Source organism: Rheinheimera sp. F8 (genome assembly GCF_001518915.1).
Genome location: NZ_CP013656.1, coordinates 1,116,933 through 1,142,225, shown reverse-complemented (window position 1 = coordinate 1,142,225; position 25,293 = coordinate 1,116,933). Strand labels below are relative to the sequence as shown.

At 54.1% G+C, this 25,293-nt stretch carries 25 protein-coding genes; 12 read left to right on the top strand and 13 right to left on the bottom strand.

The annotated features are described in order from the left end of the window. Positions 1-3 precede the first annotated feature (3 nt). The 9 genes from ATY27_RS05190 (at position 4) to ATY27_RS05150 (ending at position 7,991) form a co-directional block, all read left to right on the top strand. The gene (locus ATY27_RS05190) at positions 4-651 is read left to right on the top strand and encodes a hypothetical protein (protein WP_208930866.1); all 648 of its coding nucleotides are present in this window, start codon (positions 4-6) and stop codon (positions 649-651) included. Positions 652-709: 58 nt separating this feature from the next. Continuing rightward, positions 710-1,369 carry a response regulator gene (locus ATY27_RS05185; RefSeq protein WP_208930867.1) on the top strand — a complete coding sequence of 220 codons (660 nt, stop codon included), beginning with the start codon at positions 710-712 and terminating at the stop codon, positions 1,367-1,369. Then, positions 1,366-2,691, top strand: a complete 1,326-nt coding sequence (locus ATY27_RS05180) for an ATP-binding protein (protein ID WP_208930868.1) — start codon at positions 1,366-1,368, stop codon at positions 2,689-2,691. The genes ATY27_RS05185 and ATY27_RS05180 overlap by 4 nt, the downstream gene beginning before the upstream one ends. 8 nt (positions 2,692-2,699) lie before the next feature. Then, complete coding sequence (locus ATY27_RS05175; RefSeq protein WP_208930869.1) at positions 2,700-3,107, top strand: cupredoxin domain-containing protein; 408 nt, start codon at positions 2,700-2,702, stop codon at positions 3,105-3,107. Next, positions 3,094-3,825 carry a hypothetical protein gene (locus ATY27_RS05170; protein ID WP_208930870.1) on the top strand — a complete coding sequence of 244 codons (732 nt, stop codon included), beginning with the start codon at positions 3,094-3,096 and terminating at the stop codon, positions 3,823-3,825. The genes ATY27_RS05175 and ATY27_RS05170 overlap by 14 nt, the downstream gene beginning before the upstream one ends. Further along, positions 3,822-4,544 carry a hypothetical protein gene (locus ATY27_RS05165; RefSeq protein WP_208930871.1) on the top strand — a complete coding sequence of 241 codons (723 nt, stop codon included), beginning with the start codon at positions 3,822-3,824 and terminating at the stop codon, positions 4,542-4,544. Before ATY27_RS05170 ends, ATY27_RS05165 begins: the two co-directional genes overlap by 4 nt. A gap of 163 nt (positions 4,545-4,707) precedes the next feature. Then, positions 4,708-6,702 (top strand): LTA synthase family protein, encoded by a 1,995-nt coding sequence (locus ATY27_RS05160; RefSeq protein WP_208930872.1) that lies wholly within the window; start codon positions 4,708-4,710, stop codon positions 6,700-6,702. Positions 6,703-6,814: 112 nt separating this feature from the next. Then, on the top strand, positions 6,815-7,630 hold the full coding sequence (locus tag ATY27_RS05155; protein ID WP_208932818.1) for an MBL fold metallo-hydrolase: 816 nt from the start codon (positions 6,815-6,817) through the stop codon (positions 7,628-7,630). 28 nt (positions 7,631-7,658) lie between these two features. Further along, positions 7,659-7,991 carry a hypothetical protein gene (locus ATY27_RS05150; protein ID WP_208932817.1) on the top strand — a complete coding sequence of 111 codons (333 nt, stop codon included), beginning with the start codon at positions 7,659-7,661 and terminating at the stop codon, positions 7,989-7,991. 119 nt (positions 7,992-8,110) lie between these two features. Here ATY27_RS05150 and ATY27_RS05145 read toward each other — a convergent pair whose 3' ends face one another. Further along, positions 8,111-8,614 (bottom strand): hypothetical protein, encoded by a 504-nt coding sequence (locus ATY27_RS05145; protein WP_208930874.1) that lies wholly within the window; start codon positions 8,612-8,614, stop codon positions 8,111-8,113. Positions 8,615-8,789: 175 nt separating this feature from the next. Between ATY27_RS05145 and ATY27_RS05140 the strand changes: the two genes are divergently transcribed. Together ATY27_RS05140 and ATY27_RS05135 are read left to right on the top strand one after the other, a co-directional pair. Continuing rightward, positions 8,790-9,122, top strand: coding sequence for a hypothetical protein (locus tag ATY27_RS05140; RefSeq protein WP_208930875.1), 333 nt, complete (start codon positions 8,790-8,792; stop codon positions 9,120-9,122). 140 nt (positions 9,123-9,262) lie between these two features. Next, a complete protein-coding gene (locus tag ATY27_RS05135; RefSeq protein ID WP_208930876.1) occupies positions 9,263-10,435 on the top strand; it encodes a DUF547 domain-containing protein in 1,173 nt (390 codons plus the stop codon). A 64-nt stretch (positions 10,436-10,499) separates the two neighbouring features. Here ATY27_RS05135 and ATY27_RS05130 read toward each other — a convergent pair whose 3' ends face one another. From ATY27_RS05130 to imuA, 10 genes are all read right to left on the bottom strand, one after another. Further along, positions 10,500-10,802, bottom strand: a complete 303-nt coding sequence (locus tag ATY27_RS05130) for a hypothetical protein (RefSeq protein ID WP_208930877.1) — start codon at positions 10,800-10,802, stop codon at positions 10,500-10,502. Between the two features lie 139 nt (positions 10,803-10,941). Further along, positions 10,942-12,396, bottom strand: coding sequence for a protein adenylyltransferase SelO (locus tag ATY27_RS05125; protein ID WP_208930878.1), 1,455 nt, complete (start codon positions 12,394-12,396; stop codon positions 10,942-10,944). Continuing rightward, complete coding sequence (locus ATY27_RS05120; RefSeq protein ID WP_208930879.1) at positions 12,396-12,794, bottom strand: ribonuclease E inhibitor RraB; 399 nt, start codon at positions 12,792-12,794, stop codon at positions 12,396-12,398. The genes ATY27_RS05125 and ATY27_RS05120 overlap by 1 nt, the downstream gene beginning before the upstream one ends. Positions 12,795-12,864: 70 nt before the next feature. Beyond that, positions 12,865-13,479: an ACP phosphodiesterase gene (locus ATY27_RS05115; protein WP_208930880.1), complete on the bottom strand. Its 615-nt coding sequence runs from the start codon at positions 13,477-13,479 to the stop codon at positions 12,865-12,867. Next, entirely contained in the window at positions 13,476-14,366 is an 891-nt protein-coding gene (locus ATY27_RS05110) for a DMT family transporter (RefSeq protein WP_244151285.1), read from the bottom strand. The genes ATY27_RS05115 and ATY27_RS05110 overlap by 4 nt, the downstream gene beginning before the upstream one ends. 69 nt (positions 14,367-14,435) lie before the next feature. Beyond that, complete coding sequence (locus tag ATY27_RS05105; protein WP_208930881.1) at positions 14,436-17,132, bottom strand: hypothetical protein; 2,697 nt, start codon at positions 17,130-17,132, stop codon at positions 14,436-14,438. Positions 17,133-17,274: 142 nt separating this feature from the next. Continuing rightward, positions 17,275-17,733: a hypothetical protein gene (locus tag ATY27_RS05100; RefSeq protein WP_208930882.1), complete on the bottom strand. Its 459-nt coding sequence runs from the start codon at positions 17,731-17,733 to the stop codon at positions 17,275-17,277. Positions 17,734-17,798: 65 nt separating this feature from the next. Further along, entirely contained in the window at positions 17,799-20,957 is a 3,159-nt protein-coding gene (locus tag ATY27_RS05095; protein WP_208930883.1) for an error-prone DNA polymerase, read from the bottom strand. Next, a complete protein-coding gene (locus ATY27_RS05090) occupies positions 20,957-22,495 on the bottom strand; it encodes a DNA polymerase Y family protein (RefSeq protein ID WP_208930884.1) in 1,539 nt (512 codons plus the stop codon). The genes ATY27_RS05095 and ATY27_RS05090 overlap by 1 nt, the downstream gene beginning before the upstream one ends. Before the next feature lie 91 nt (positions 22,496-22,586). After that, entirely contained in the window at positions 22,587-23,279 is a 693-nt protein-coding gene (imuA, locus tag ATY27_RS05085; RefSeq protein ID WP_208930885.1) for a translesion DNA synthesis-associated protein ImuA, read from the bottom strand. A gap of 292 nt (positions 23,280-23,571) precedes the next feature. Between imuA and ATY27_RS05080 the strand changes: the two genes are divergently transcribed. Beyond that, complete coding sequence (locus ATY27_RS05080) at positions 23,572-23,916, top strand: DUF3718 domain-containing protein (protein ID WP_208930886.1); 345 nt, start codon at positions 23,572-23,574, stop codon at positions 23,914-23,916. Between the two features lie 66 nt (positions 23,917-23,982). Here ATY27_RS05080 and ATY27_RS05075 read toward each other — a convergent pair whose 3' ends face one another. After that, positions 23,983-24,687 carry a pirin family protein gene (locus tag ATY27_RS05075; RefSeq protein ID WP_208930887.1) on the bottom strand — a complete coding sequence of 235 codons (705 nt, stop codon included), beginning with the start codon at positions 24,685-24,687 and terminating at the stop codon, positions 23,983-23,985. A gap of 72 nt (positions 24,688-24,759) precedes the next feature. Next, the gene (locus ATY27_RS05070) at positions 24,760-25,215 is read right to left on the bottom strand and encodes a DoxX family protein (RefSeq protein WP_208930888.1); all 456 of its coding nucleotides are present in this window, start codon (positions 25,213-25,215) and stop codon (positions 24,760-24,762) included. Between the last annotated feature and the right edge of the window lie 78 nt (positions 25,216-25,293).

Here is a 25,293-nt window from a genome sequence, read left to right as displayed (position 1 = left end):
ACCATGAAAGTATCCATCAAACACTTATTCGCTGCTGTGACCTTATTGGCCAGTTCTACCGTGCTGGCTGATGTGTTGGCCGACATTAAACCACTGCAGGACCGCTGGGCCGAAGTGAACTACGCATTGCCGGAAGATGACCGCGAAAAAGCTTTTGCCGAACTGCTGGCGAGTGCCGACAAAGTGGTTGGCAGCAATCCGGATAAAGCTGAAGCGCTGATTTGGCGCGGCATTATTAAATCAAGTTATGCCAATGCCAAAGGTGGTTTAGGTGCGTTGTCGGTGGCTGAAGGCTCCAAAGCCGATTTAGAACAAGCGCTGCAACTGGACCCAACCGCTTTGCAAGGTTCAGCCTACACCAGCCTTGGTGTGTTGTATTCGAAAGTACCGGGCTGGCCAATCGGTTTTGGCGACAACAAAAAAGCCAAAGAATTGCTGTTAAAAGCGCTGGAACAAAACCCACAAGGGATTGATCCAAATTACTTTTACGCTGATTATTTAGCAGGAAAACGCGACTGGGCGCAGGCTTTGCGTTATCTTGAAATTGCCAAAGCGGCACAGCCGCGTCCGGGGCGTGAAAGTGCCGATGCCGGCCGCCAGCAGGAAATCGCGGCATTACTGGCCAAAGTGCAGAAAAAACTGAAAAAATAATTGTCAGTCAGATATACCCCGAATCTTCAAGGATGACGGGTATAAATACGGAGAACGGATGCGGGTATTATTAGTTGAAGATGATCAGGCGCTGGCGCAAGGGGTGCAGTTAGCGCTGAGCGATCAGGGCTTTGCCGTCAATCACGTCAATACCGGTGCTGCGGCATTGTCCAGTATCCGCAGCGGCGATTGTGACGCTGTAGTGCTGGATTTAGGCCTGCCGGATATGGATGGGCTCGATGTGTTAAAGCAAACCCGCCACAAATTCCCGCGCTTGCCGGTGTTGGTATTGACCGCGCGTGACGGCGTCGATGATCGCATTCGAGGCTTAGATTTAGGCGCCGATGATTATCTGGTTAAACCCTTTGCATTAACAGAATTGTTTGCCCGGCTGCGCGTCATTGAACGCCGGCTTGGCACTGCGACCAGTCACTTAATTACCGTTGGCCCTGTGGTGCTCGACAGCAGCGCCCATCAGGTGCAGGTCGATGGTGAAGCTTTAACACTGTCGCGACGTGAATATGTGTTGCTGAAGTTGCTGCTCGAATCGGCCGGCCGCATCAAAACCCGCGAACAAATTGAAGCCAGCCTGTATGCCTGGGGTGAAGAAGTCGCCAGTAATGCGCTTGAAGTGCATATCTCGAACCTACGCAAAAAACTGCCCAAAGACTTTATCAAAACCGTGCGTGGCGTTGGTTACAGCGTGAGTGCGGCATGACTTCAATCCGGCGTTATTTGGTGACTTTGTTAATCGCCTTGCTGACGCTGACCAGTTTTTTAGCGGCGCTGCAAAGTTATCGCCAAAGCAGCGCCCAGGCGCAACGCCTGTTTGATGAAGATCTCAAAGCGTTGGCGGCCAGTGTGCTGGCGCCATATCAACATACCAACTCACAGACCGCGGCCAATATGGCCGAAGCCAATGCCATCCAGTTATGGCAGGGCGACCGTCTGCTTTACCACAGCGCTCAGACGCCAGACACTTTAATAAGTCCACAGGATGGCTATAGCGAGCAGAATTTTGCCGGTAAACGCTGGCAGACGTTTCGCCAGACGGTGGAAGATTTGACGGTGATTGTCGCGCAGCCGTTACAGGATCGGCTGGCATTATCGGACCAGGTGGTGTTGGCGTCGATTTACCCGGTGGTACTGAGTCTGCCGCTGCAGGCGCTACTGATTTGGCTGTTGGTCGGGCGGGGCTTAAGGCCGCTGCTGGAGCTGGCGCGCCAGCTGACACACAAAAAAGCCGACGATTTATCACCGTTAAAACTGGAGCAAACCCCGCAGGAACTGGACCAGATGCTGTCGAGCACCAATCAATTGCTGGCGCGACTGGATGACGCCTTTGCCCGCGAAAAACGTTTTGCTGCCGATGTGGCGCATGAACTCAGAACGCCGCTGGCCGTATTACAGGTGAACCTGCACAATGCGCAGCAGCGCTGGCGTGAGGCCGGTCTGGCCGATCCGGACCAGATCATGCAGGCACTGCAAGATGGCGTCAGCCGGATGAGTGCACTGATTGAACAAATCATGTTATTAAACCGTACTAATCCGGCGCATTTCTCGGCCAAACTGCAGAAATTGGATTTAGCAGTGTTATGCCGCGATGTGGTCGCTGAGTTATATCCGCAAATTGAACGGCGCCAGCAGCAAATCGCACTGGAAGGTGATGAGCAGGTGCTGCTGGATGGAGACGCCTTTGCGCTGAAATTGTTAGTGGTGAATCTGGTCGGCAACGCCAGCAAATACACGCCGGAGCATGGCCAAATCCAGCTGACGCTGCAGCAAAATGCCGACCAGGCCCGCTTGCTGGTGGAGGATTCGGGCCCAGGGATCGCGCCGGAGGAATATGCACGGGTGTTTGAACGTTTTTATCGGGTCGGTGGGGACCGGCATCAGTCTGGACAACCCGGCAGTGGGCTGGGTCTTGCGATAGTGCAGGATATCGCGCTGTTGCATCAGGGCCGCCTGGCGCTTGGCCGTTCAGCGCTGGGTGGATTAGCAGTGACATTGGAGTTGCCATTGTGCCATCAAAGCCATTGATCAATCAGATGAGACCAACACCGGTTCACCAGCGCCTGACGCTGTGGCTGCGTTTGAGTTTGTTGCTGAGCGGATTCTGGTCAGTCTGGCTGGGCGCTGCCGAAATTCCGGTATTTCGCCTGACGCTGAAAGATCATTTATTCAGCCCCAGTACTTTGCAGGTGCCAGCCGGACAAAAAGTAAAAATCATTATTCACAATCAGGACCCAAACCCGGAAGAGTTTGAAAGCTTTTCGATGAACCGGGAAAAAGTGATTCTGGGTGGCAGTTCCGGCGTCGTGTTTGTCGGCCCGCTGCAACCCGGCACTTATCCGTTTAGCGGCGAATATAACCCCGACAGTGCCAAAGGCCAACTGATAGCGCTGCCAAAAGAGCAATGGCAGGCCCTGCAAGCCGGAGGCGATGATGCTGATTAATACCGTGGTCTTGCTGCTGCGGGAATTATTGCCGGTGGTGCTGTTATTAAGCTTGTTACTGGCGGCAAACCCGTCAGCGATGCGCGCCATTCTGTTACGGGTGCTGATGTTAGGCGCACCGCTACTGCTGCTGCAAAGCAGCCAATACAGCCTTCTGGCCGAACTGTGGGACGGACAGGGCCTCGAATTCTGGTATGCCTGTTGTTATGGCCTCTGTGCGTTGTTGATTGCCGCGTTGTTACTGCAAAAAAACCAGCATGTCTGGCTGGCTGCGACGGCGGTGGTGGCGTTGTTACTGGTCAACGGCAGTAACCTGGTGTTGTATTTATTTTTGTACCCACGCCAGCTGGACGACAGCCAAAGCCTGTGGCTTGGGGCTGCACTCGGCAGTGGCATCAGTCTGAGTATTGCCGTGCTGATTTATCATCTGGTGCTGGAATTACAGCTGTACTGGCGACAGGTGGCGGCAGTATTGCTGTGTTTTAGTGCTGCGCGGCAAGTCAGTGCGGCGGTGTTTATTCTGCATCAGATGGATTTGCTGGGGGGCGCAGCACCGATGCTGAGAGCGCACCTGTGGATCGATGAGAGTTCTGAATTGGGTTATTTTTTGAATGCACTGATCGGCTATAAATCCAGTCCGAGTCAGGGCCAGTTGCTGGCGTGGAGCCTGACGCTGATTTTGTTGCTGGTATTACGCCGGCGGGAGCTGAGGTCATGAGCAGAACATCATGGTTAACATCGCTGGGTTGCGGCTTGCTGTTGACTGGCTTTTCCGGCATAGCGCTGGCTGATGGCCGTGTCGTCGATAAGGTCTATCACCCTTATGTGCAGCCGTATGAGCAGGAATTTGAATATCGGTATGTCTATCAGAAGCAGAACGCGCACCAAAACGATAACGACATGGCGCAAAAGCTGGGTTATGGCCGGGCCATCGCCGACCGGGTGGCGCTGGAACTATACGTGATGGCAGAGCGGCGCACGCCACAGGATTATCAGATCACTGGTTACGAGCTGGAACTGCGCTGGATGTTAACCGAGCAAGGTCAATACAGTGCCGACTGGGGCATGTTGTTTGAGCTGGAACGCGAGAATCATTTAGGCAATTACGAATTTACCAGCGGCCTGCTGATGGAAAAAGAATTCGGCCCAACCAGCCTGACGTTAAATGCGCTTGCCGTTTATGAATGGGGCAATACGGTAGAGAATGAACTGGAAGGCGAATTCCGGCTGCAATACCGTTATCGCTATTTGCCGCAGCTGCAACCGGCGTTTGAATTTTATGCTGGCGAGAATTACAAAGGCGCAGGTCCGAGTCTGATGGGCGTACAAAAGTTTGAGCAAATGAAAATGCTGAAATGGGAGCTGGCCGTGATCTTTGCTATTGATGCATCGACGGTCAATAACACACTGCGGTTTGCGCTGGAATATGAGTTCTGATTGGCGTTGCTTGAGGGGGCTGGTCGGCAGAGCAAAGGCTTGCTGTGACCAGTAAATTTGTGTAAGTTTTGTGACGCTTACTGTTTGCCGCTTTCTTAAGGTTGATTTAAGAAAGCTCCGGCACACTACCCGATGTATAAAAATAACAAGTTGCAGGGTTTAGATGTCACAGCAATCTTTTCTGGGCCGCCTCAGCGGTCCTTATCTGGTATTCACTCATTTTATTGTTCTGGCACTGGCTGGCTTAACGTTGAGCCGGCTGGCCTTGATGTTATGGCAATGGGAGCGGGTGCAGGCTGCAGGCAATCCGCTGTGGATGTTAGTGCAGGGCGTACGCGCGGATTTGATTCTGCTTGGCCTGTTATTGGTGATCCCGCTGCTGCTGGCTCCTGTGCTGGCGGTCTCGCGCTGGAAAATACTGTGGCGCCGCTTTAGTTATATCTGGTGCCTGATTGCACTGACCTTATTGATTTTTATCGAATTATCGACGCCTTCATTCCTGCTGCAATATGACGTCCGGCCGAATCGTTTATATATCGAATACCTGAAGTATCCGAAGGAAGTATTTAGCACTTTATGGCATGGCTTTCGCGTGCCGCTGATTTTGGGCACTGCATTCACCGGTCTGTTGGTGTTTTTAGCGATGCGGCGTTTACGTGCGGTGTCAGCGCGACAAGGCTGCACCTCGAATCAAAAACTGTGGCTGAGCTGGCCGTTGGTGGTGATGCTGGTGTTTATCTGCATCCGCTCGACCACACAACACCGACCCGCCAATCCGGCGTTGTTTGCTATCACGCCGGATGCGATGGTCAATTCGTTGATCATCAGCTCGGGTTATTCGGTGTTGTATGCGATTTACAGCCTGCGCCATGAAGCACGCTCCACTGAGATGTACGGCAAGCTGGATGAAGCGACTATGTTAAAACAAGCGCTGGACTGGCCCTGGTTAAAACACTATCAGTTCAATAACCCGGCGCAGCCGACCTGGCATCAACAGCAGGCAACTGTCCAACGCGACAAGCCACTGAATCTGGTCATTGTGCTGCAGGAAAGTATGGGCGCGACTTTTGTGAAGTCGCTTGGCGGTGTGCCAGTGACACCTGAGCTTGAACGACTGAAGCAACAAGGCCTGTGGTTTGAACAGTTGTATGCCACCGGTACCCGCTCAGTGCGCGGTATTGAAGCGGTGGTGGCAGGCTTTGCACCTACGCCGGCACAAAGCACAGTGAAGCTTTCCAATAGCCAGCAAAATTTCACCACGCTGGCGTCAGTGTTAAAAGCGGCTGGTTTTCATACCCAGTTTATTTACGGCGGGGAAGCGCATTTTGACAATATGCGCAGCTATTTTACCGGCAACGGTTTTAGTCAAATCGTCGATATCAATCAGATTAAACAGCCCAAGTTTGTCGCCAGTTGGGGTGCCAGTGACGAGGATTTGTTTGATAAAGCCGATGCAGAGCTGACCCGCCTGCAGCAACAGCGCCAGCAAAGTGGCCAGCCATTTTTCAGTCTGGTGTTCACGTCCAGCAACCACGAACCTTTTGAATTTCCCGATGGCCGTATCGACCTGCACGAACAGCCGAAAAATACTGTCAATAACGCGGTGAAATATGCCGACTGGGCGATGGGACAGTTCTTTAAAAAAGCGCGGCAAAGCAGTTATTGGCAGGACACATTGTTTTTAGTCGTCGCCGATCATGATAACCGCGTCTATGGCTCGAATCTGATCCCGGTAGAGAAATTCCGCATTCCTGGCCTCATTTTAGGTGCCGACACCAAGGCCGGTAGTATTGATACACTGACCAGTCAGATTGACCTGGCGCCGACTTTGATATCGATGCTGGGTGTCAGCAGCTGTCATTCGATGATTGGCCGTGATCTGACCCTCGACAGCACATCACCGGGGCGGGCCCTGATCCAGTTTGACCAGTATTTTGCACTAAAGCAGCCGGAAGGCCTGACCATCTTAAAACCGGATGGCACTGTGGTGCGCGGTACTTATGATGAAGCAAAAAAAGCACTGCATTTGAGTGATTTACCGGCTAGCCGCCAACAATATGAACAAGCGTTGGCGCAAGTCCAGTTGCCGTCTTATCTGTATCGCGAAGGCAAATATAAGAGTGAACATCGCTGTGACACGCCGGTGGTCGCACCTTAACGTGATTCTACAGGCAAAGGCTTGTGTCATGGCACTGATCAGTTTTAGCGTCAGTGTCGTAACGAGTTGTGGATCACACATCCCGAATCAACCAGCACAGGAACCTTTGCCAATGACTATCTCTGTTCGTTTATTCCCTGCTTTTGCGCTGCTTGGCAGCGCTTTGTTTGTCAGTTCTGTTTGGGCCGCCGATGCGCCAAAAGTCAGTAGCCAACAACTGGCGCCACAGCTTTATCTGGTCAAAGGCAGTGGTGGTAATATCGCTGCGCTCCTTGGCAAAGATGGCGCTTTAGTCATTGATGCGCAGTTTGCTGCAACAGCGCCGCTGGTCAAATCCGAGCTGGACCGGCTGCAAAGCGGCATCAGCGTCAACACGCTGGTCAACACCCATTTCCATAAAGACCATACCGACGGCAATGCTGCTTTGGCTGGCGGTGCCCGCATTATTGCGCACCAGGCCGTGCTGACCCGATTGCAAAGTGATGCCAAGTTTAACCAAGCTGGTTTACCAACCGAGACTTTCAGCGGCGAAAAAACACTGAATCTGAATGGTCAGCAGGTGCTGCTCAGGACTATGCCGGTCAGCCATACCGATGGTGACTTAGTGGTGTGGTTTCAAGCACAGAATGTGCTGCACATGGGCGATTTGTTTTTCGCCGATCGTTTCCCGTTTATTGACCTCAGCAGCGGTGGCTCGGTTGCTGGTTACATTGCCAATACGAAGACCATCCTCAGTCAGGTCAACGACACCACCAAAATTATTCCGGGCCATGGCGATCTGATGGATAAAGCCGGTTTACAGCGCTTTCTGGCGATGATGGAGCAGACTTTAGTTGAAGTGCAGGCGATGAAAGCGCAGGGTTTAAGCGCAGATCAGGCGGTGGCGAAAGGCTTGTCTGCCCAGTGGAAAAAATGGAGCTGGAATTGACAGGGCCTTGGGGAGGGCGTGTAGGCACATGGGCGATTTGTTTTTTGCTGATCGTTTCCCGTTTATCGACCTCAATAGTGGTGGCTCCGTCGCAGGCTACATCGCCAACACCAAGACCATCCTCAGTCAGGTCAACGACACCACCAAAATTATTCCGGGCCATGGCGATCTGATGGATAAAGCCGGTTTACAGCGCTTTCTGGCGATGATGGAGCAGACTTTAGTTGAAGTGCAGGCGATGAAAGCGCAGGGTTTAAGCGCAGATCAGGCGGTGGCGAAAGGCTTGTCTGCCCAGTGGAAAAAATGGAGCTGGAATTTTATCACTGAAGAGAAGTGGATCCAGACTTTGTATCAGGCCTGATTTCGCATGAAAGCGCCATCTGTCCAGTAGTAGGGTAGATGGCATTATCAGCTGATGGTATCGTCTTAAATGATTGCTTTGTTAGAGTCGCCGGCGCCATTCATCAGCGATTTATTAAATCATGGTGTGTATTCGTAAAAAATATACCAGCCGTCACTCAACGCAATGGTGTAATAAATTGGCTTGAATTCTTCTATCATTTTTTCGACGTCGATATCTTTATGGTATGGGCTTATTCTTTTAGGATTAAATACATATCCAATCATCTGACCGCTGCCTGTCATGAGAGTGTCCCATACACTCATAGATATGCGACAAGGCTCGCCAGATATTATGATGTCTCGCAAAAATTCACCATTGATAGTGTTTTTTAATTCATTGTCCAGTTCAGGATAAGCTTTTAGCTCTTCTTCAGTTGTTCTCCCTTCGCTGTCATGGAAAAAACGGTGAAAAACAATTTTATGTTTTTGTTGAGCAAGGCATGTCGTTTTTGACAAGTTTAAGAAGGTGTCTTTGTTTTCAGTAAAGTATGTGGCCAGTTCTTCGTTGGTTGGTTTTTCGTTGTATGCAATGATTGCAAAAAGCGAAAGAATTAGAACTAAAAAATAGTATTTTTTTTGCATCAAAAAGTCCGTTTTTGTACAGGCTCGTCATCCGAGTCATTTGGGCGGCGTTTGTTTTATCTTTTATTATCAACCAGTAATATCACGTGCGGTGTTAAAAACTGCCTGAAATTGATGCTGAAGTCAACAATGACGGAATGATACATAGTCAGCCTTGGGGAGGGCGTGTAGGCACATGGGCGATTTGTTTTTTGCTGATCGTTTCCCGTTTATCGACCTCAATAGTGGTGGCTCCGTCGCAGGCTACATCGCCAACACCAAGACCATCCTCAGTCAGGTCAACGACACCACCAAAATTATTCCGGGCCATGGCGATCTGATGGATAAAGCCGGTTTACAGCGCTTTCTGGCGATGATGGAGCAGACTTTAGTTGAAGTGCAGGCGATGAAAACGCAGGGTTTAAGCGCAGATCAGGCGGTGGCGAAAGGCTTGTCTGCCCAGTGGAAAAAATGGAGCTGGAATTTTATCACTGAAGAGAAGTGGATCCGGACTTTGTATCAGGCCTGATGCTGCATTGAATAGCCGGCCTGACCGTGATGTCCGCAGGTCGGTTATTTTAAGTAAACAAATTGTGATTAATGGTTGCGTCTTTGTATTTGTTTAGCTAGTGTGAATATTGCCATGCAAATATACAAGGACTGCCGCCAATGAAACTTCGTACTTCTGCCACTGTTATTGCCGCTCTGCTGTTAAATCCATTAACGACACCTGTTGTTGCAGCCTCCACAGTGCAGGCGCAAGCTGCACCATCCCAGGCTCAGCAATCCGGCCCAAATCAGACATTACCCGCCAGTTTTTTTGGCGGCGTAGAGCAAGGCAAAAAAATCGACTACAAAGTACTGGACTTGGTGCTTCGCACTTCAGTGCTCAGCGAAGGCATTCCGCAGCGCAGCACAGTATTGGAACGTGAGCAGCGTTACGACATTTATCGCAGCTATCCGGTAGGTGATCATTTTACTGCACTGTCGGCCAATCGTTTTCATTTTGAAGAGTATCAAAATAATCCGGAAATGCGCGATGTCGTGACGCAGCTGCGCCAACAGTTGTCGGCAGTACCGGACCAGACTCCGCTCAATCAGCTGAGCAAAAACGAACAACTGGCTTATTGGCTGAATCTCTACAACGTCACCGTGCTGGATGAAGTGATCAAAGTATATCCACGCAAAGATCTAGCAACGTTTTTACTAGGCACATCAGAACAACCTGGCTTGCTGAGTCAGAAGATCCTGACCGTCGCCGGTGTCCGGTTAAGTCTGGATGATATTCAGTTCGCTATTCTGCCGAAACAATTTCCACAGCAACCGGAAGTGATTTATGGCCTGTATCAGGGCATTATCGGTAGTCCGAATCTCCCGGCTATCGCCTATACCGGTAGCAATGTGCAACAGCAATTGGTGAAAAATGCCGCTGAGTTTATTAACTCTAACCGCGGTACTTTGCCAAAAGGCACATTAGGCTTCCGCGTATCCAGCTTTTACCAACGCAGCGCGGCTTATTTCCCAGACTTTCAGGCCGACCTGCGTAAACACTTAGCCACCTATCTGCGTCTTGATGAGCAACCTTATCTGCAGGGCAGTAAAACCATCCTGACCAATTTGTCGAATTATGCCGTCACCGATGTGTACGGCACTTTACCCAACACCAAGGGCCATAAAACAGCCGTTCAAGTGGCGGCATTACCGTTAGGGCCGGTGGTCGCCCGTAAACTGACTGCTGAACAGCGGGAACGATATCATTTACTGAAACAACGCGGTCAGACCATGCAAGCCAGCCAACCATCGACCGCAACACCGGAAAAACAACCGGCAGCGGCGATTTAACGTCATCTTCGGCAAAACAAAAAAGCCCGCAGTGCGGGCTTTTTGCTTTGCGGGAGTATCGGGACTACATCAGTTGTGGCGGTGTTTTAATGCCACGGGCATTGCGTTTACCGGCCAGTTCCAGTTCTGCCAGATGGAACAGATTGGTGAACACCAGTGGCGGCGCCGGATAGCCGAATTGTTCGATAAATGCGATGCGGGCTTGCTCCAGCAGCTGGTTACACAGCTGGTCGTAGGCTGAATAACCGTCGTAGCTGTACGGTTCCTGTAAAGCCGCCATCCCATGTTGTTGCTGCATCCGGATAAACCAGTTCAGTAAAAACTCGTATTCTTTGACGTCGAGAATTTCGCGGCAATCCAATCCCATCAGTGTGCTCCGGCCAGAGTTGATAGCCTTTAACAATCACGCCGTTATAGTGCGGCGTGGGCCTTGTGGATCAACCGACTGCGGCTGAAAACCAGCGCGGATGATTGGTCCGGTCAGTGCCTGGCGCACAATCCCGGGCTTAAGTGCCACAAAACGTCTGGTAGTTGCAAAAACTGGCTGGCGGCAATTCAGCCCAATGCAGCTCATCGTCAAACGGGGTTTGGCTGGCGTTTACAAATGCCCGTGCCGGTCCGAGATCACCATTGAGTGCACTGTCGATGATTTGTTCAATGCGGAAGTTACGCGGAATAAAAGCCGGATTGGCCTGTAGCAGCTGTTGGCTCAGCGCTACCGGGTCCAGAGCCGCTGCAGTCAGCCGTTGTAGCCAACGCTGTTGCCAGGCATTAAAAGCGGCAGGTTCAGCAAATAGCTGGCCGGCCAGAGCGCCCGGAATGGCGGCAGGGCGCGACAGCTCACGGAAAAATAACGTGAAATCAATTTGTTGCTGCGAAAGTAACGTCAACAGATCATCAATCAGCGGCAGATCAGGCTCAAGCGGCGACGGTAAGCCTAGCTTCGCGGCAAACCGCTTTAGTCGTGCGGCCTGATACAGTGCCGGGAAGTCGTTGAGCACGGTCATCGCCGCGGCGATGGCTTGTTGCTCGTCTTCGTGCAGCAATACCAATAATGATTCGGCAAGCCGCGCTAAATTCCACTGAGCGATCGGCGGCTGATTGCGATAGGCGTATCGACCCTGGCTATCAATCGAGCTGAAACAAGCGCTGGGGTCAAATGCATCGATAAAGGCACAAGGGCCATAGTCGATGGTTTCGCCGCTGACGGTCATATTGTCGGTATTCATCACGCCATGGACAAAACCAAGGCTCATCCAGTGCGCAATCAGGTCGGCCTGTGCCGTAGCGACTGCGCGCAACAGTGCCAGATAAGGCTGTGCATCATCGCGTATTTCAGCGTAATGCCGGGTGATGACATAATCGGCCAGCGCTTTGACATCCGCACTGCTGCCGTGCATCGACGCATACTGAAAAGTCCCGATGCGGATATGCGACGCCGCGACCCGGGTCAGCACTGCACCGGGTACCCGTGTATCGCGGTAGATGGTTTCGCCAGTGGTAACCGCAGCGAGCGCGCGGCTGGTGCGCACGCCAACGGCGGCCATCCATTCGCTGATCAGATATTCCCGCAGCACAGGGCCAAGCGCGGCACGGCCATCACCACGGCGCGAAAACGGCGTCGGACCCGCGCCTTTTAACTGCACGTCAAAGCGCTTGCCGCTGAGGCTCAGCACTTCAGTCAATAATAAAGCCCGGCCATCGCCCAGGCGGGGCGCCAAAGAACCAAACTGATGGCCGGTATAGGCTAATGCCGTCGGTTGCATCCAGGGCGCCAGCTGGTTGCCGCAAAAATACTGCAGGCCCAGTGGTGTTTGCCTGGCGCCTTCTGGCCACTGCAACTCTGCCGCTAAGGCAGCGTTAAACAGCAGCCAGTCTGGCGCTGCCACAGGCGTGGGTGCCACTGTCTGATAAAACAGCGGGCCCAGCGTGCGGTAAGTCAGTTCAGCGGTGAAAGGCATCAGTGGTGGTGATGATCGCAGTCGTCATCACATTCATGGTCGTGATCGTCAGCGAATTCGTCGTCGCCGTCCTGATGTTGCATCACGCCCCAACCGTCGTTATGGCCACTGAATTTTTTGGCAAATTTATCCAGTTCGGCTTCTTTGGCGGTGATCACCGCATGGTCTGGTTGCATGTTCAGCGACACAATCAGCTCCCACTGATCCAGGTCATTTAAATTCAGTTCGACTTCACCGGGTTGCTCCAGTTTGCTCATCGCTTCCAGCGCCTTTTCGGCTTTGTCGCGATTGGGAAATACCAGGTAAAAATCCAGATCCAGCGGTTTGGTTAAATCCATGCCGGAATCGTGCATGGCTTGCAGCATATCGCCGTTGCCGTCGTCAGGAAATTGGCTCATATCAGCTCCGAATTAAAAGAGGGAAGTAAATTGCGGATAGTGTAACATTTTTTTCTGCTGTACAGGCGTTTCAACCGGGCGCTTTGCTGGCCGCCAGCGCCGTTTGTTCCGGCCCCAGTTGCCGGACAAAAGCTTGCAGTTGTGGGTAAAACTGCAAAAACAGCTGGTCTAATTTGCGGTAATGGAAGCGAATTTCGTCAATGCTGCCGGAAAACTGGTTGGCAAAACGGATGCGGCTGGCAATACGGTCCAGCGCCAGACCGATGTCTTCGATACTGCGATAACTGGCAAACCAGTCGTGTTGCACAATGGACGTCACGGTGGCAGCCATTGCTGGTGGCATTTTGGCGCGTTGTTGCCATAAGTCCTGATAAATCTGCTGGCACAACGGTGAATAGGCCCGTTGTTCAAAACGCTGCCAATGCCGTAATAAAAAATGGTCAAACAGCACATCGACCATCACTGGCGCAAAGCGGCGCCGCTGTGCACTGAATAAGGCTTTGGCCGCGCGCACCTCGCTGGCAGCATCGGTAAAGCGGTCGATGGCGCGATGGCGCAGCAGGCCGGCATGGACGACCGGCGGCAGGGCGCTGACATCAACGCCATGACAAAAATCACCCAGCAGGTTACCAAAACGCGCTTCGGCGTTGTCTTCGGCCAGTACCAGATGGGCGAGGAAATTCAAGGCACGGGCCTGGGTTGGGGATTGGGTAGCGCCGGAACCCGCTGCTGATGCAACAACGATTGCACCAGACCAGCCAGCAAAATCATCGCCACGCCACCCAGTTGCAGCGGGCTCAGTGTTTCGCCAAACAGCCACCAGCCGGCCAGAATAACCGCAACGGGTTCGATATAAGCCAGCGTGCCAAACACCCGCGTTGGTAAATGCTCAAGCGCGACAATCGCCAGATAAATCGCCAGAAAGCCGGGGAAAAAGCCGGCTAAAAATACCCACAGCAGCGTGTCTGCGCCAGGGATTGGGGCTGCACTCAGAAACGGCAATACACATAAAGCGCCGATGATCAGCTGATAAAACGCCCGTTGTAGCGGTGATTCTGATTTACCGCTGTGCCGGTTCGCTAACAAAAATCCTGTATAGGTGACCAGTGACAGCATGCCATAGACAAAACCCGGCCACTGCGCTTCGGTCAGCACCAGGTCGAGTTTAAATTGCTGCAGCATGGCAAAGCCTAAAAACGACAAGGCGATCAACAGCCCTGAAGCCAAATCCAGTTTTTCATCGAACAGGAAATGCGCGGCAATGGCGGCGAGTGCCGGCGCCAGATAAACCAGCATAATGGCGTTAGCAAGGCTGATAAAACTAATGGCCTTGAGAAAACACATCATAAAGCTGGCCAGCAACACGCCATTGAGCACAATGCGCCGGTCCGGCTTTTGCTTCAGTTCGGCCTGTTTACCCAGTAGCAGGACCAGCGTAAACAAGCAGATGGCGCCAACAAACAAGCGATAAAAAGTCAGTTCAGCCGGTGCTAAGCCGGACAGGCGGGCAATGACGCCGCTGCTGGCCATCGACACGGCGGAGATTAAAGCAAGGATCAGATACAGGTTCACAACAACTCCAAAGGAACATTCAAAGCCCGGTCGCTGCGTACCAGGCTTTTTGTAGCGGCAGGCTGAGTGTTACTCGGCCATCGGCTGGATCAGCGCTTTGTGGATCACCGCCTGATTCAGCGGGCCGGTACGACCGCCTTTGCCGCCGGTATATAAATTAAAATGCTGCAGATAGCTCATGTTAAAACCATCTGAAATGGTGAGCTGGCAAACCTCGCCGGCTTTGACATGAAAATCAGCCCGGCTCGACCAGCCGGCTTCCAGGGCGGTCGCCAGATGCGGCATCACCAGCGTGGCCTGCTGTTTGCCAGACTGCGGACAGTCTGCACTGAGGCGTTTGACCACCGCAGTGATGCCGGTATTGATCGGGCCGTTGTCGATGAAGTACTGCAGACGCAGGGCATGCCTACCGGCGTGGCTGGCGGTGAAATTAAGTTGAAGTTGTTGCTCTGGCGCCCCCCAGTTTTTAAACACCGGATGCTGCAGATAGTCGCTGATGTCGTGATCTGCGCTGGTCAGCCCCTGACCCGCCACCAGTTCGACACTGGCTCCAGGTGTACACAAGGTGCGGCTCGGTTGCGAGCTTAAGCCGGTGTCTTTGTAGTGTTGCGTCAGTGCATAACACTGGCTGTATTCGGCTTTGGCTTTGCTGTCAGTCCAGTCTTGCTGACGGGGTTTGAGTTTTACCGGCACGCCATTTTTATACAGGCTGAAACGGGTGTCAGTTTCACCGGCGGCATCAAACTGCAGCGTCGGAATACCCTTGTCACTGAGGCTTAAGCTCAGCAGCGGCTCTTTCGGGGCCAGCAGTTTGCGTTTTTCGCTGCTGCTGATGCTGCCAAGCGGGCCACTGTTATTGGCGGTACGCAGCTCAGTCAGGCGGGACACCGGCGCATCCATCGCCTGCAGTTTCAGCACCAGCTCGTTGCGCTGCTGACTGAAATCATCAAGGTTGATACTGAATTGCTGGTTGCCGGTCAGCACTTGCGGCTGACCGTTCAGGCTGATTTGCGCCAGCCGGTACACCTGGCCACGGCGAGCCTGCGCTGGTAACTCGAGCTGTAAATCCAGTGTGGTGCCGGCCAGGTTCAGGTTTTGCAGGTGAAGACTGTTGCCAAGATCCAGTTCACGCGCCAGATCCGCCGGAATATACGGATTGATCGTCAGCGTGCCGGCACTAAGCTGCGCGCCAAACAGCTGACCGATCACCAAATCACCATAAGCCGCGACGGACCAGAGCTGGCGTTCAGAATTAATCACCGGACCGGATAAAGCACCATCTTCGACATGGGCTTTTTGACTGAGCCATTCCAGATTTTCCATATTCGACTGATTGAGCACGGCGCCCTGATACAACGACACGGCGATTTTGTGGAACAGTTCAGCCTGATTTTGCTGCCGTGCCGCGCGCAGTTGATAAGCGCTGACAAAAGGCCAGATCGCGCGGTTATGATAAATCGGCACGTCCGGCAGCGCCGGGAAAATCACCGGCGGACCGGCCTGCGTCAACGGGTAATTCTGCAAAATCTGCTCGGCTTGCAGCGGTGAGGCCACGCCATGGCTGATGGCCAGCGACAGACCCAGTAAATCGTATTGTTCCACCGGCATTGGGTTATGTGCGGCACCGATATAGCGGGCGTACAGGCCACGCTCTGGCAGCCAGAACCAGCTGTTGATCGCTTGTTTCAGCGCTTGTGCCATTTGTGCCAGCTCGTTTGCGCGCGCGGGTTCCAGCGTTTTGGCGGCCTCTGCGGCGCGGCTTAACGCGACATAATGCAGCACGTTGGTGGAGAGCGAAAATGACTCTGCGAGGAATAAGGTATCTTTGGCGGTCCAGCTTGGATAGCTCTGCTCGCGCCAGTCAAGGAAAGACGTTTCACCGCGGTATAAACCCAAACGGGCATCAAAAATATAAGCCCGGTCCTGCACAATAGTATTACGGGCAATGGCGTACCAACGCTGTTGCCAGGCGTCTGCGGCGGCCTGATTCGATGCGCCTGTGGGGTCTTGTGCCGTCAGGCCACTGGCAGCCAGCACCCAGACCACGCGGTCAGAACTGACCGGCCAGCTGCCACCGGAGCCTGTGTCCTGCAGCGCGACTTCCGTGTTGTCGACGCCGCGGGCAATCAGTTCAGGCCGCACCTGCGAGGTTTTAAACAACAAGGAAGTTTGTGCGCGTACCGGGTCCAGCGCCCCGAGGCCTAAATCCAAGGCATAGGATAAATCACGGGTCCAGACATAATGCCATTTGGCGCCGGTTTCAAAGCAAGGACAAGGCAGCGCCTGTTGGTCATTAAAGCCCCAGTCGGTGATTTCGCTGACACTGTTCTGCTGGCGTTCCTGCTGGCTTAACGCAAACGCGGCATCGAACAATGGGTTTTTACTCAGTAGCAGCGCGTCGCCTGCTGTCGGGCTGATGGTTTTTTCGGTAGGCGCTGTTGCCGGGCCGGCTTTGAGCACGAACTGGCGGCTGTTGACGCTGCCGTCCTCATTTTTTTGCGTCAGGGCTTCGACACTGACACTGCCAAATTTACTCTGTAGCTGGCGGCTTTGCAGTTCACCAGCCAGACGGGGCGCTGCGGGCTGTGCGCCAGTGGCTTCGGTCTGTGGTTCGATCGCAGGCTGAGCTGTCGCAGGCTGCGCCATGACCTGCTGCGCTTGCGTCAGTGCAGAGTAGAAAAATATTGGAGAAAGCAATAAAGACGCCGGCAGCACAGCGCCGGCACTGAAACGACACAGGCCACGGGTAACAGAATTCAGCAACATGGAGAAACCCAATAAAAACCAACAAGAAGATGCTTGAGTGTACTCAAAGGGGACGGCTTAGGGTACACCCTGCACAAGCTTTTTGCAGAGTTAACAGCTTAACGGTGTTGGAACTTTATGTTGTTTATGCGGCACGCGGGTTTTAAGTCCGGTCAGTGAGCGCTGCAGGCGACAACCATTGCCCTGATAACACCTGTTCGCGCTCGGTTTCGGTCAGAATGCCGCGTAAACGGGTGCGCCGGCGATGTTTGCAGGCCTGTGGTTCCGGACTTAACAGCGCCGCCCGGAATAACTGCGGCTGTTCAATCATCGCAAAAGCGCAGCTCCAGAATAAATAAGCGCTGTGGCGTAATAAACCTTGTTGCTGCTCTTGTTCAAGCTGTGCCACGACCGGCGGCAGCAGCGCCGGATTGGCGAGGATTTTATCCACCATGGCACTGTGCAGTTGCAAAATGGTGGCGTCGACGTTTTTTTCCTGCCGGCCTTTTGGGCTGTCATAGCGGGATTGTCGTTGTGCGCTGCTATTGTTGTCACGCAACGCACCGCTGCGGCGTTTTTGCAGGAACTGGTCAAAACGTTGGTATTTGTCTGCTTCTGTCATGGTTGGTCAGGATGATTGCTGTTGATTGATTCACTCAGATTCTACCCTGAACACGCGCCGGCGGATCAGTGGAAATCCCGGCTTGGGCTCTGAAACACCGGTAATAGCGGGTCCAGGCTTTCTATTCTGCCAACGACCAGATGGCTGACCAGGCCTTCGCGTTGCAGCACGCCATGCACCAACCAGAGCCGGCTGCTGATAAAGGTTTGCTGCTGTGCCTGTGCCGTCGCCTGCCAGACAATCAGGTTAATTTGACCGGTCTCATCTTCCAGCGTGACAAAAGTGACGCCACCGGCGGTACCTGGGCTTTGCCGCACTGTGACCAGGCCAATCACCCGCAGCACCTGACCAGAGCGGCAGGTGGCTAAATCACAGGCGCGTTGCAGCGACTGTTTCACCAGTGTCGGATGCTGGCGTAACAACGCCACCGGATGCTGCGTCAGGCTCAGCCCCAGACTCTGATAATCCTCGCCGAGTTGCTGCCAGGCGTCCGGTGTCGGCAACGGACAACCCGGAGCCTCTGGTTCGGTGTGCAAATCCAGTCCCAGCTGCTGTAACAATAAAGGCTCAGTGCTTGGCGGCTGTTGTGCTGGCTGGCGTACTGGCTGGCGAAACAGCGGCAGTTCATCCAGCCGGTCCAGCAACTGCCAGCGGCTGGCAAAACGATGGCCAGACAGCGCCTGCAGCGCATCACTGCTGGCCAGTGCGGCCAACTGGTCTTGTCTTAAGCCGCTTTGTTTCAGGCTGCTCAGGCTATGAAAACCTTCGGCGGGGCGCTGCTGTAATACCGGCAGTAATAAATCCTGTTGCAGTCCTTTGACCTGACGCAACCCCAGTCGCAGCGCCGGGCCTGTTGGGCTCTGCTCTATCTTGTGATCCCAGTCAGAATGCTGAATACAGACCGGCAATACCTGCAAGCCATGGCGTTTGCCATCCTGTACCAGCTGCGACGCGGAATAAAACCCCATCGGCAGGCTGTTGAGTAAAGCGGTCAGAAATTCGAGTGGGTAATAACATTTCAGCCAGGCCGAGGCATAAGCCAACAAGGCAAAACTGGCGGAGTGCGATTCGGGAAAGCCATATTCACCAAAACCACAGATCTGCGCAAAGATCTGTTTGGCGTAAGTTTCGGCGTAACCGCGTTGCTGCATACCGTTAATCAGCTTGGCTTCAAACTGCAGCAGTTCGCCGTTTTTTTTCCAGCTGGCCATGGCCCGGCGCAGCTGATCGGCTTCGCCGCCGGAAAAACCGGCCGCGACCATCGCGAGTTTAATCACTTGTTCCTGAAAAATTGGCACGCCCATAGTCCGGCTTAACACTGCCTCAACTGCAGGCGACGGATAACTGACGGGTTCCAGACCATCGCGGCGGCGCAAAAACGGGTGCACCATATCGCCCTGAATCGGGCCGGGCCGGACTATGGCGATTTCAATGACCAGATCATAAAAGCAAGCTGGCTTTAGCCGCGGCAACATACTCATCTGGGCGCGCGATTCAATCTGAAACACGCCGACAGTGTCGGCCTGTTGGATTTGCTGGTATACGGCAGGGTCATCACCGGTCTGACTGATCTCCGCCAGCGTCAGCGGCACTTCCCGCTGCTGATTGATCATCGCTAAGGCTTTACGTAGCGCCGACAACATGCCGAGCGCCAGAATGTCGACTTTCATCAGGCCCAGTGTTTCTAAGTCATCTTTGTCCCATTGGATCACGGTGCGATCGGCCATGCTGGCGTTTTCCACCGGCACCATTTCATGCAGCGGGCCGGCGGAAATGACAAAACCACCGACATGCTGGGATAAATGCCTGGGTTTGCCGCGGATTTGCTCCACCAGACTGATCAGCTGCTGCGCCGGCAGGCTGTGGATATCCAGACCATGTTGTGCCAGTTGTTGCCACCAGCTGAGGTCAGGATGGCGCCGGTTCAGTTGTTTCAGCCAGTATTCGAGCTGGGTGATGGCAAACCCCAGTGCTTTACCGACGTCACGGACGGCGCTGCGCAGCCGGTAACAAATCACCGTGGCCGTCAAAGCAGCACGTTGCCGGCCGTATTTCTGATAGATGTACTGGATCACTTCTTCACGGCGTTCATGCTCAAAATCGACGTCAATGTCCGGCGGTTCATCCCGCTCGCGGGAAATAAAACGCTCAAACAGTACCGAAATTTTCCGCGGATCAACGGCGGTGATTTGCAGGCAATAGCAAACGACTGAATTGGCTGCCGAGCCGCGGCCCTGATACAAAATTTGCTGTTCGCGGGCAAAGCGGGCGATATCGGCGATGGTCAGAAAATAATAGGGATAATCGAGCTCGGCGATCAGCTGCAGCTCGTATTCTATTTGTGCGGCGATCGCCGCAGGCACGCTGTCGCCAAAACGTACAGCGCTGCCTTCCGCCACCAGCTGACGCAGATATTGCATCGCCGTCTGACCGGGCGGCACCAGCTCGGCCGGATATTCATAGCGCAGGCTATCGAGATTAAACTGGCACAGTGCAGCGACCCGACAGCTTTGCGCCAGCAAATCCGCATGGAACAAATGTGTCAACTTGCTGATGGGTCTTAAGCAGCGCTCCCGGTTGGCGGACAAATCGAGGCCGACGTCAGTGACGGGAAGCCCCAGCCGGATCGCAGTCATCACATCGAGCAGTGGTTGCTGCGCGGCTTCATGCATCAGCACCGCACCGACGGCACAGGCCGGTAGCTCAAACTGGTGGCTCAGCTGCTGGCAATGTTGCTGATAGTCATAATCGCACGCATCCAGCACACGCTGCTGGGCCAGATATAAGCGGGAGCCAAACTGACGCTTCAGCCATGCGCCCCAATGTAGGTCGCTGGCGGGGATGGCACTGGGCAGCCACAGCACCAGGCAGTCCCGGCAGCTTTTTAAATCCCATTCTTCCAGCTGATATTGGCCTTTGACGGCACGCCGTCTGCTGTTGCTGATGATGCGGCACAGCTCGGCGTAAGCTTTCCGGTCCGGACACAGCAACAGCAGACGCAGATCTGCGCCGTAGCGAAAATACGATCCGACAATCAACCGGATCTTGAGTTGCTGTTGTTTGATTTGGCGATGCGCCCGTACCACGCCGGCGACGGAACATTCATCGGTCAGTGCCAGCGCCTGATAGCCCAGATTGTCGGCGGTACAAACCAGTTGCTCCGGGCTGGCGGCGGCGCTCAGAAAGGAAAAATGGCTCTGACAAAACAGTTCGGCATAGTCCATCAGGCAAACACGCCATGCACAAACCACTGCTGTTGTTCTGTGCGGTAAATCCACAACCAGCGGCCGTCGGCACTTTGCGCGGTCAGATAATCACGGGCTTCTGACGGTCCCTGCCACCATTGGCTCTGGATCCGCTCCAGACCTGGCTGCAATTGTACTTGCTGCTGCAGCGGCTGTGGTTGCGCAAGCAAAAACGCCGGCCGGTGTGGAGGCGGCAGACCGGTCACAGTGCCGGTCGTGGAGGGATCTGTACCGACTTTATATGTCGCCGGTGTTTGCGCGACAGTTTGCGCCGTAGTTTGCGCTAGCGCTGGCTGTTGCCTTGCCTGCGGCGTCACGCCTGCGGGGGCAGCGCTTTGCAGCGGGATGCTCACTCCGGCCATCTCCGGCAGATAAGCGGCGACCTGCGCTGGCCGGCAGACCTGGGCGCTGCCGAGTTTGGCTTGCAGCAAGCCAACTAGTTGCAGCGGCGTATATTGGCCACGCCGGCCGGCATACAGGTCGTCGCTGTCGGTATCGCGGCCACAGTATTGGCTGGCACAAAGTGCCAGGGCCAATACCGGTGCGGGCAGTCGCAAGGCTTCAAGTTTCAGCTGCCACAAGTTCAGCCAGCGGCAGGCCAATGCTTCGGCCTGCGGCGACTGCAGTTTCAGCGTCAGGGGCGGTTGATCCCGCAGCGTCAGTTCCAGCTGCAGCTGATAACAGAGCTGATCACGGCGCTGCAAATAATGCTGCAGTTGCAGCAACAAATGCTGCAACGGTTTGTGCAGCTGGGGATATTGCTCCAGCTGATATAGCAGTTCGAGGCGGGCGCTGAACTGCTCCGGTGGCTGATAATATTGTAATAATGGCGGCAGTTTGCCCTGCAGTCGTTGCAGATAGAGGTATAAGTCGGCACCAAAGCGCCGGCTCAGCTCGTTTGCCGGCAGCAGCAACAACTGGCCAAGCTGATTGATACCGAGACGCTCCAGCTGCTGAATGGTCGCCGGCGTCACATGCAGAAACGACACCGGGCAGCCGCTTAGCTGTAGTTGTTGCTGCGCCTGCGTCAAGGCCGTTTGCCCGGGCTGACTCAGGCATAACAGGCGCGCGGCTTCCGCGCTCAGGGCGACACCGTATTGATACTGCAACGGCCGTTGTTGCAGCTGTTGGAGCAGCTGTTGTAAAAATGCCGGCAGGCCGCCATACAGCTGCAGCATCGGGTCGAGCCGTAACCACAGCGCGTTCGGTGGCGCCTCTGCAATATCGGCGCACAGCTGATAACAATCCAGTGCCAGCATGTCCAGCAGCTGTTGCTCCAGTGCCGGTTGCCACGGCATGACCTGTAACGTAGCGCACATGGCACAGGCTTGTGCCAGCGTCTGACCTGGCTTGATACCAAGCGACCGCGCCGGCGCATTGGCCTGATGTACACGCAGATCCTGCGGGTGCAATAACACCGCTGGGTCCGGCGTTGCCGTTGGCTCTGGGCTGATAGCATCGCTATAAAGGTCCAGTTGCAACTGTGGGAACAGCAGATATAACCATAATGTTTGCATCAGAGTCCTCCGTTGTTCAGTTGCGCTGTGGCAGACCACTTCGGTTGCTGCATCAGGTCCGTGCAGCTTCAGGCCATGACGCTTCTGCACTTCAGATCGCAACAGCGGCGCTGTCATGCACCGGGCTTGGCCCATACTGTACCGGTCGCTGGACGTGCTGCTGCACCAGTCGGGGCCAGCGCCCGGAGAAATTGACCAGTTGCCGGGCACCTGGCCAGCCGCCGCGACGTTTTAATACCCGCACTTCAATGCCCAGGGCGGCGGGGCTCAGCGCCAGACTAAGGCCTACCGGTAAACTGAGCTGTGCCTGACCGGCGGGACGGATCAAGAATAATTCGGCCTGGCCTTCTGCGGCAGCCAGTTGCAGGCGTTTCAGCCGGGCGATATTCAGCGTGTGCTGCCACAACAAGACGGTGCTGCAACAGCCACTTTTCAGACATTGTTCGGCCGCCCATAACGCATCACGATCCTGCGCCCGCACGTCCAGCAATTGCCATAACGGCAGGCCCTGACTGCTCAGGAAAGGCGCATGCAGCTGAGCCGGTGTGTTGATATACACCTGTAACTTGCCAAGGCTGGCCTGCTGTTGCAGATAAGGTAATAACAGCCGGAATTCACCAATGCCAAAAGCCGTGCGCAGCTCAATCACCTGCTGCGTGGGCCAGCCACCGCCGAGTAACAGATCCAGCTCGGCAAAACCAGTCGGAGCCAAAGCTTGTTGCGGGGAAGGGGCATCATTCAGGCACCAGATGTGACCCTGTTGTTTCAGATCGGACAGTTGCATATCAATACCAATATACTGTTTATATATACAGTATATGTGTTCTGTTTTTTGCCGCAAGAGGGCGGCGGAAAAAAGCTGGCGGGTCTTATGGGCTGGAAAATAGCTGTTGCTCTGTAACCAGACCTGTCCCATTTCTGCTACCACTGGCAGAAAATCTGATGAAAATGAAGCAGATAAGTATTCGGTACGGGGTGAAGCCAGCAGTGTTTGTTACAGTCTTCAGCCTGCCATTCACAACTAATTTCGCCTGATATGCGACTCTGTAGATGATGTTGCAAACAGGAGAGCCATCATGCGTATTTTCACCTTTATCGTTTGTTGTATCGTCAGTAGTGCAGGCGTTGCCGCCGAACCGTTGTATGTAGCGGCAGACCCATCAATGGAAACAGCATTATGTATCAGCGCCGCGACGTCAGACCGGCTGGATTTTAAGCAGGACCTGCAACACAACCGCATTCGTCCGGCGGTTGCCGCGAATAAACTGCTGTGTAATGACCTGCCGGTCGCCAGTTTTGCTTTTCAGGCCGGCAATACCGCGGTGTACCAGCATCTGAAAAAATATGTCAAAGGTCATGTGGATATTCAGGATATCGCTGCAGTGCCTGGGCAGAGTACTGTGGTGGTGCGTGGGCGCTGACACTTGCCGGCGGTAGAAAAAAGGCCCGCTGCGATTGCGGGCCTTTTGCTGACAGGTGTTTCAGGCTCAGGGTAAATCAAACAACAAGGCAAATACCGGTTGTGCACCGCTGACCAACTGCCAGTCAGTCAGATCGGCGATTTTCACGCCATCGCCATCCTGCAGCGTGATCTCAGTGTCTGCACTTTGCAGGCTGAGTGGCCCGGAAACCAGATGCACATAGAGTTTACGGCCGGCAGCCGCCTGATACTGCAATTGACTCTGGGCATCCAGTCTGAGCTGATACAGCTTCGCATCCTGTTTTAAATGCAGACTGCCGGCTTCGCCGGTTTTTGACGCCACCAGCGTCAGGCCCGGCGTTTGGGCAAACGGCTTTTGCTGATAACCTGGTTCACCGCCGACGCTGTCCGGTTCAATCCAGATCTGCAGGAAATGCAGGTTTTTGTCCGGATTGGCGTTAAATTCACTGTGCATAATGCCACGGCCTGCGCTCATCAGCTGAAACTCACCGGCCGGCAGTTCTGCCACTTCACCGGTTGAATCGCGGTGGGCGATCACGCCATCCAATACCAGGCTGATAATTTCCATATCGCGATGGCCATGGGTATCAAAACCGGCACCGGGGGCAACCTGATCGTCGTTAATGACGCGTAAGGCAGAGAAGCCCATTTGCGCTGGATCGTAATAGCGGCCAAAGGAAAAACTGTGGCGGCTTTGTAACCAGCCGAAATTCGCACTGCCGCGTTGGCCGGATTTTCTTAATTCGATCATGAGGTGACTCCTGAATAGCTGTTTAACGGGAAGTACGGCAACCCGGGGGTTGCCGTCGTATGAGTGGCCGGGTTACGCCAGTTTTTTCGCCAGCCAGTTATCGATGGCAAAGCGACCAGCGCCGCTGAAGGTCAATGCCACGCTGATGGCGAGCAGTGACAGGGCAAATTCATAACCGTTGTTGCTCATAAACAGGCCGTTGGCAAAGTGCACGCTGAAAATCGCAACCAGCATCGTGATGGCCAGGACAAAGGCTGCCGGGCGGGTCAGCAGACCCAGGATTAACGCCAGGCCACCAAAGAACTCAGCACCACCGGCCATTAATGTCAGTGGAATGCCCGGGGTCAGACCGATGCTTTCCATCCAGCCAGCTGTGCCCTGCAGACCATAACCGCCAAACCAGCCAAACAGTTTTTGTGCACCATGTGCAGCGAAAATGATGCCGGCTGGGACCCGCAGCGCCAGGCTGGCGATGCTGTTGCCTGAATCTTGTGTGTTTTGTACGAAAGTTTTGATTAAATTTTTCATTTGTATTGCTCCAATATGTTGTTGAGGTTCTGCTGCATTCGCCGTTACTACCTGCGTTATTGCCTGCGTTCTGCTGCG

Bases quoted from the DNA above. Each gene is read 5' to 3' on its own strand.
- ATY27_RS05190 (WP_208930866.1), top strand. From the start codon at position 4: ATGAAAGTATCCATCAAACACTTATTCGCTGCTGTGACCTTATTGGCC.
- ATY27_RS05185 (WP_208930867.1), top strand. From the start codon at position 710: ATGCGGGTATTATTAGTTGAAGATGATCAGGCGCTGGCGCAAGGGGTG.
- ATY27_RS05180 (WP_208930868.1), top strand. From the start codon at position 1,366: ATGACTTCAATCCGGCGTTATTTGGTGACTTTGTTAATCGCCTTGCTG.
- ATY27_RS05175 (WP_208930869.1), top strand. From the start codon at position 2,700: ATGAGACCAACACCGGTTCACCAGCGCCTGACGCTGTGGCTGCGTTTG.
- ATY27_RS05170 (WP_208930870.1), top strand. From the start codon at position 3,094: ATGATGCTGATTAATACCGTGGTCTTGCTGCTGCGGGAATTATTGCCG.
- ATY27_RS05165 (WP_208930871.1), top strand. From the start codon at position 3,822: ATGAGCAGAACATCATGGTTAACATCGCTGGGTTGCGGCTTGCTGTTG.
- ATY27_RS05160 (WP_208930872.1), top strand. From the start codon at position 4,708: ATGTCACAGCAATCTTTTCTGGGCCGCCTCAGCGGTCCTTATCTGGTA.
- ATY27_RS05155 (WP_208932818.1), top strand. From the start codon at position 6,815: ATGACTATCTCTGTTCGTTTATTCCCTGCTTTTGCGCTGCTTGGCAGC.
- ATY27_RS05150 (WP_208932817.1), top strand. From the start codon at position 7,659: ATGGGCGATTTGTTTTTTGCTGATCGTTTCCCGTTTATCGACCTCAAT.
- ATY27_RS05145 (WP_208930874.1), bottom strand. From the start codon at position 8,614: ATGCAAAAAAAATACTATTTTTTAGTTCTAATTCTTTCGCTTTTTGCA.
- ATY27_RS05140 (WP_208930875.1), top strand. From the start codon at position 8,790: ATGGGCGATTTGTTTTTTGCTGATCGTTTCCCGTTTATCGACCTCAAT.
- ATY27_RS05135 (WP_208930876.1), top strand. From the start codon at position 9,263: ATGAAACTTCGTACTTCTGCCACTGTTATTGCCGCTCTGCTGTTAAAT.
- ATY27_RS05130 (WP_208930877.1), bottom strand. From the start codon at position 10,802: ATGGGATTGGATTGCCGCGAAATTCTCGACGTCAAAGAATACGAGTTT.
- ATY27_RS05125 (WP_208930878.1), bottom strand. From the start codon at position 12,396: ATGCCTTTCACCGCTGAACTGACTTACCGCACGCTGGGCCCGCTGTTT.
- ATY27_RS05120 (WP_208930879.1), bottom strand. From the start codon at position 12,794: ATGAGCCAATTTCCTGACGACGGCAACGGCGATATGCTGCAAGCCATG.
- ATY27_RS05105 (WP_208930881.1), bottom strand. From the start codon at position 17,132: ATGTTGCTGAATTCTGTTACCCGTGGCCTGTGTCGTTTCAGTGCCGGC.
- ATY27_RS05100 (WP_208930882.1), bottom strand. From the start codon at position 17,733: ATGACAGAAGCAGACAAATACCAACGTTTTGACCAGTTCCTGCAAAAA.
- ATY27_RS05095 (WP_208930883.1), bottom strand. From the start codon at position 20,957: ATGGACTATGCCGAACTGTTTTGTCAGAGCCATTTTTCCTTTCTGAGC.
- ATY27_RS05090 (WP_208930884.1), bottom strand. From the start codon at position 22,495: ATGCAAACATTATGGTTATATCTGCTGTTCCCACAGTTGCAACTGGAC.
- imuA (WP_208930885.1), bottom strand. From the start codon at position 23,279: ATGCAACTGTCCGATCTGAAACAACAGGGTCACATCTGGTGCCTGAAT.
- ATY27_RS05080 (WP_208930886.1), top strand. From the start codon at position 23,572: ATGCGTATTTTCACCTTTATCGTTTGTTGTATCGTCAGTAGTGCAGGC.
- ATY27_RS05075 (WP_208930887.1), bottom strand. From the start codon at position 24,687: ATGATCGAATTAAGAAAATCCGGCCAACGCGGCAGTGCGAATTTCGGC.
- ATY27_RS05070 (WP_208930888.1), bottom strand. From the start codon at position 25,215: ATGAAAAATTTAATCAAAACTTTCGTACAAAACACACAAGATTCAGGC.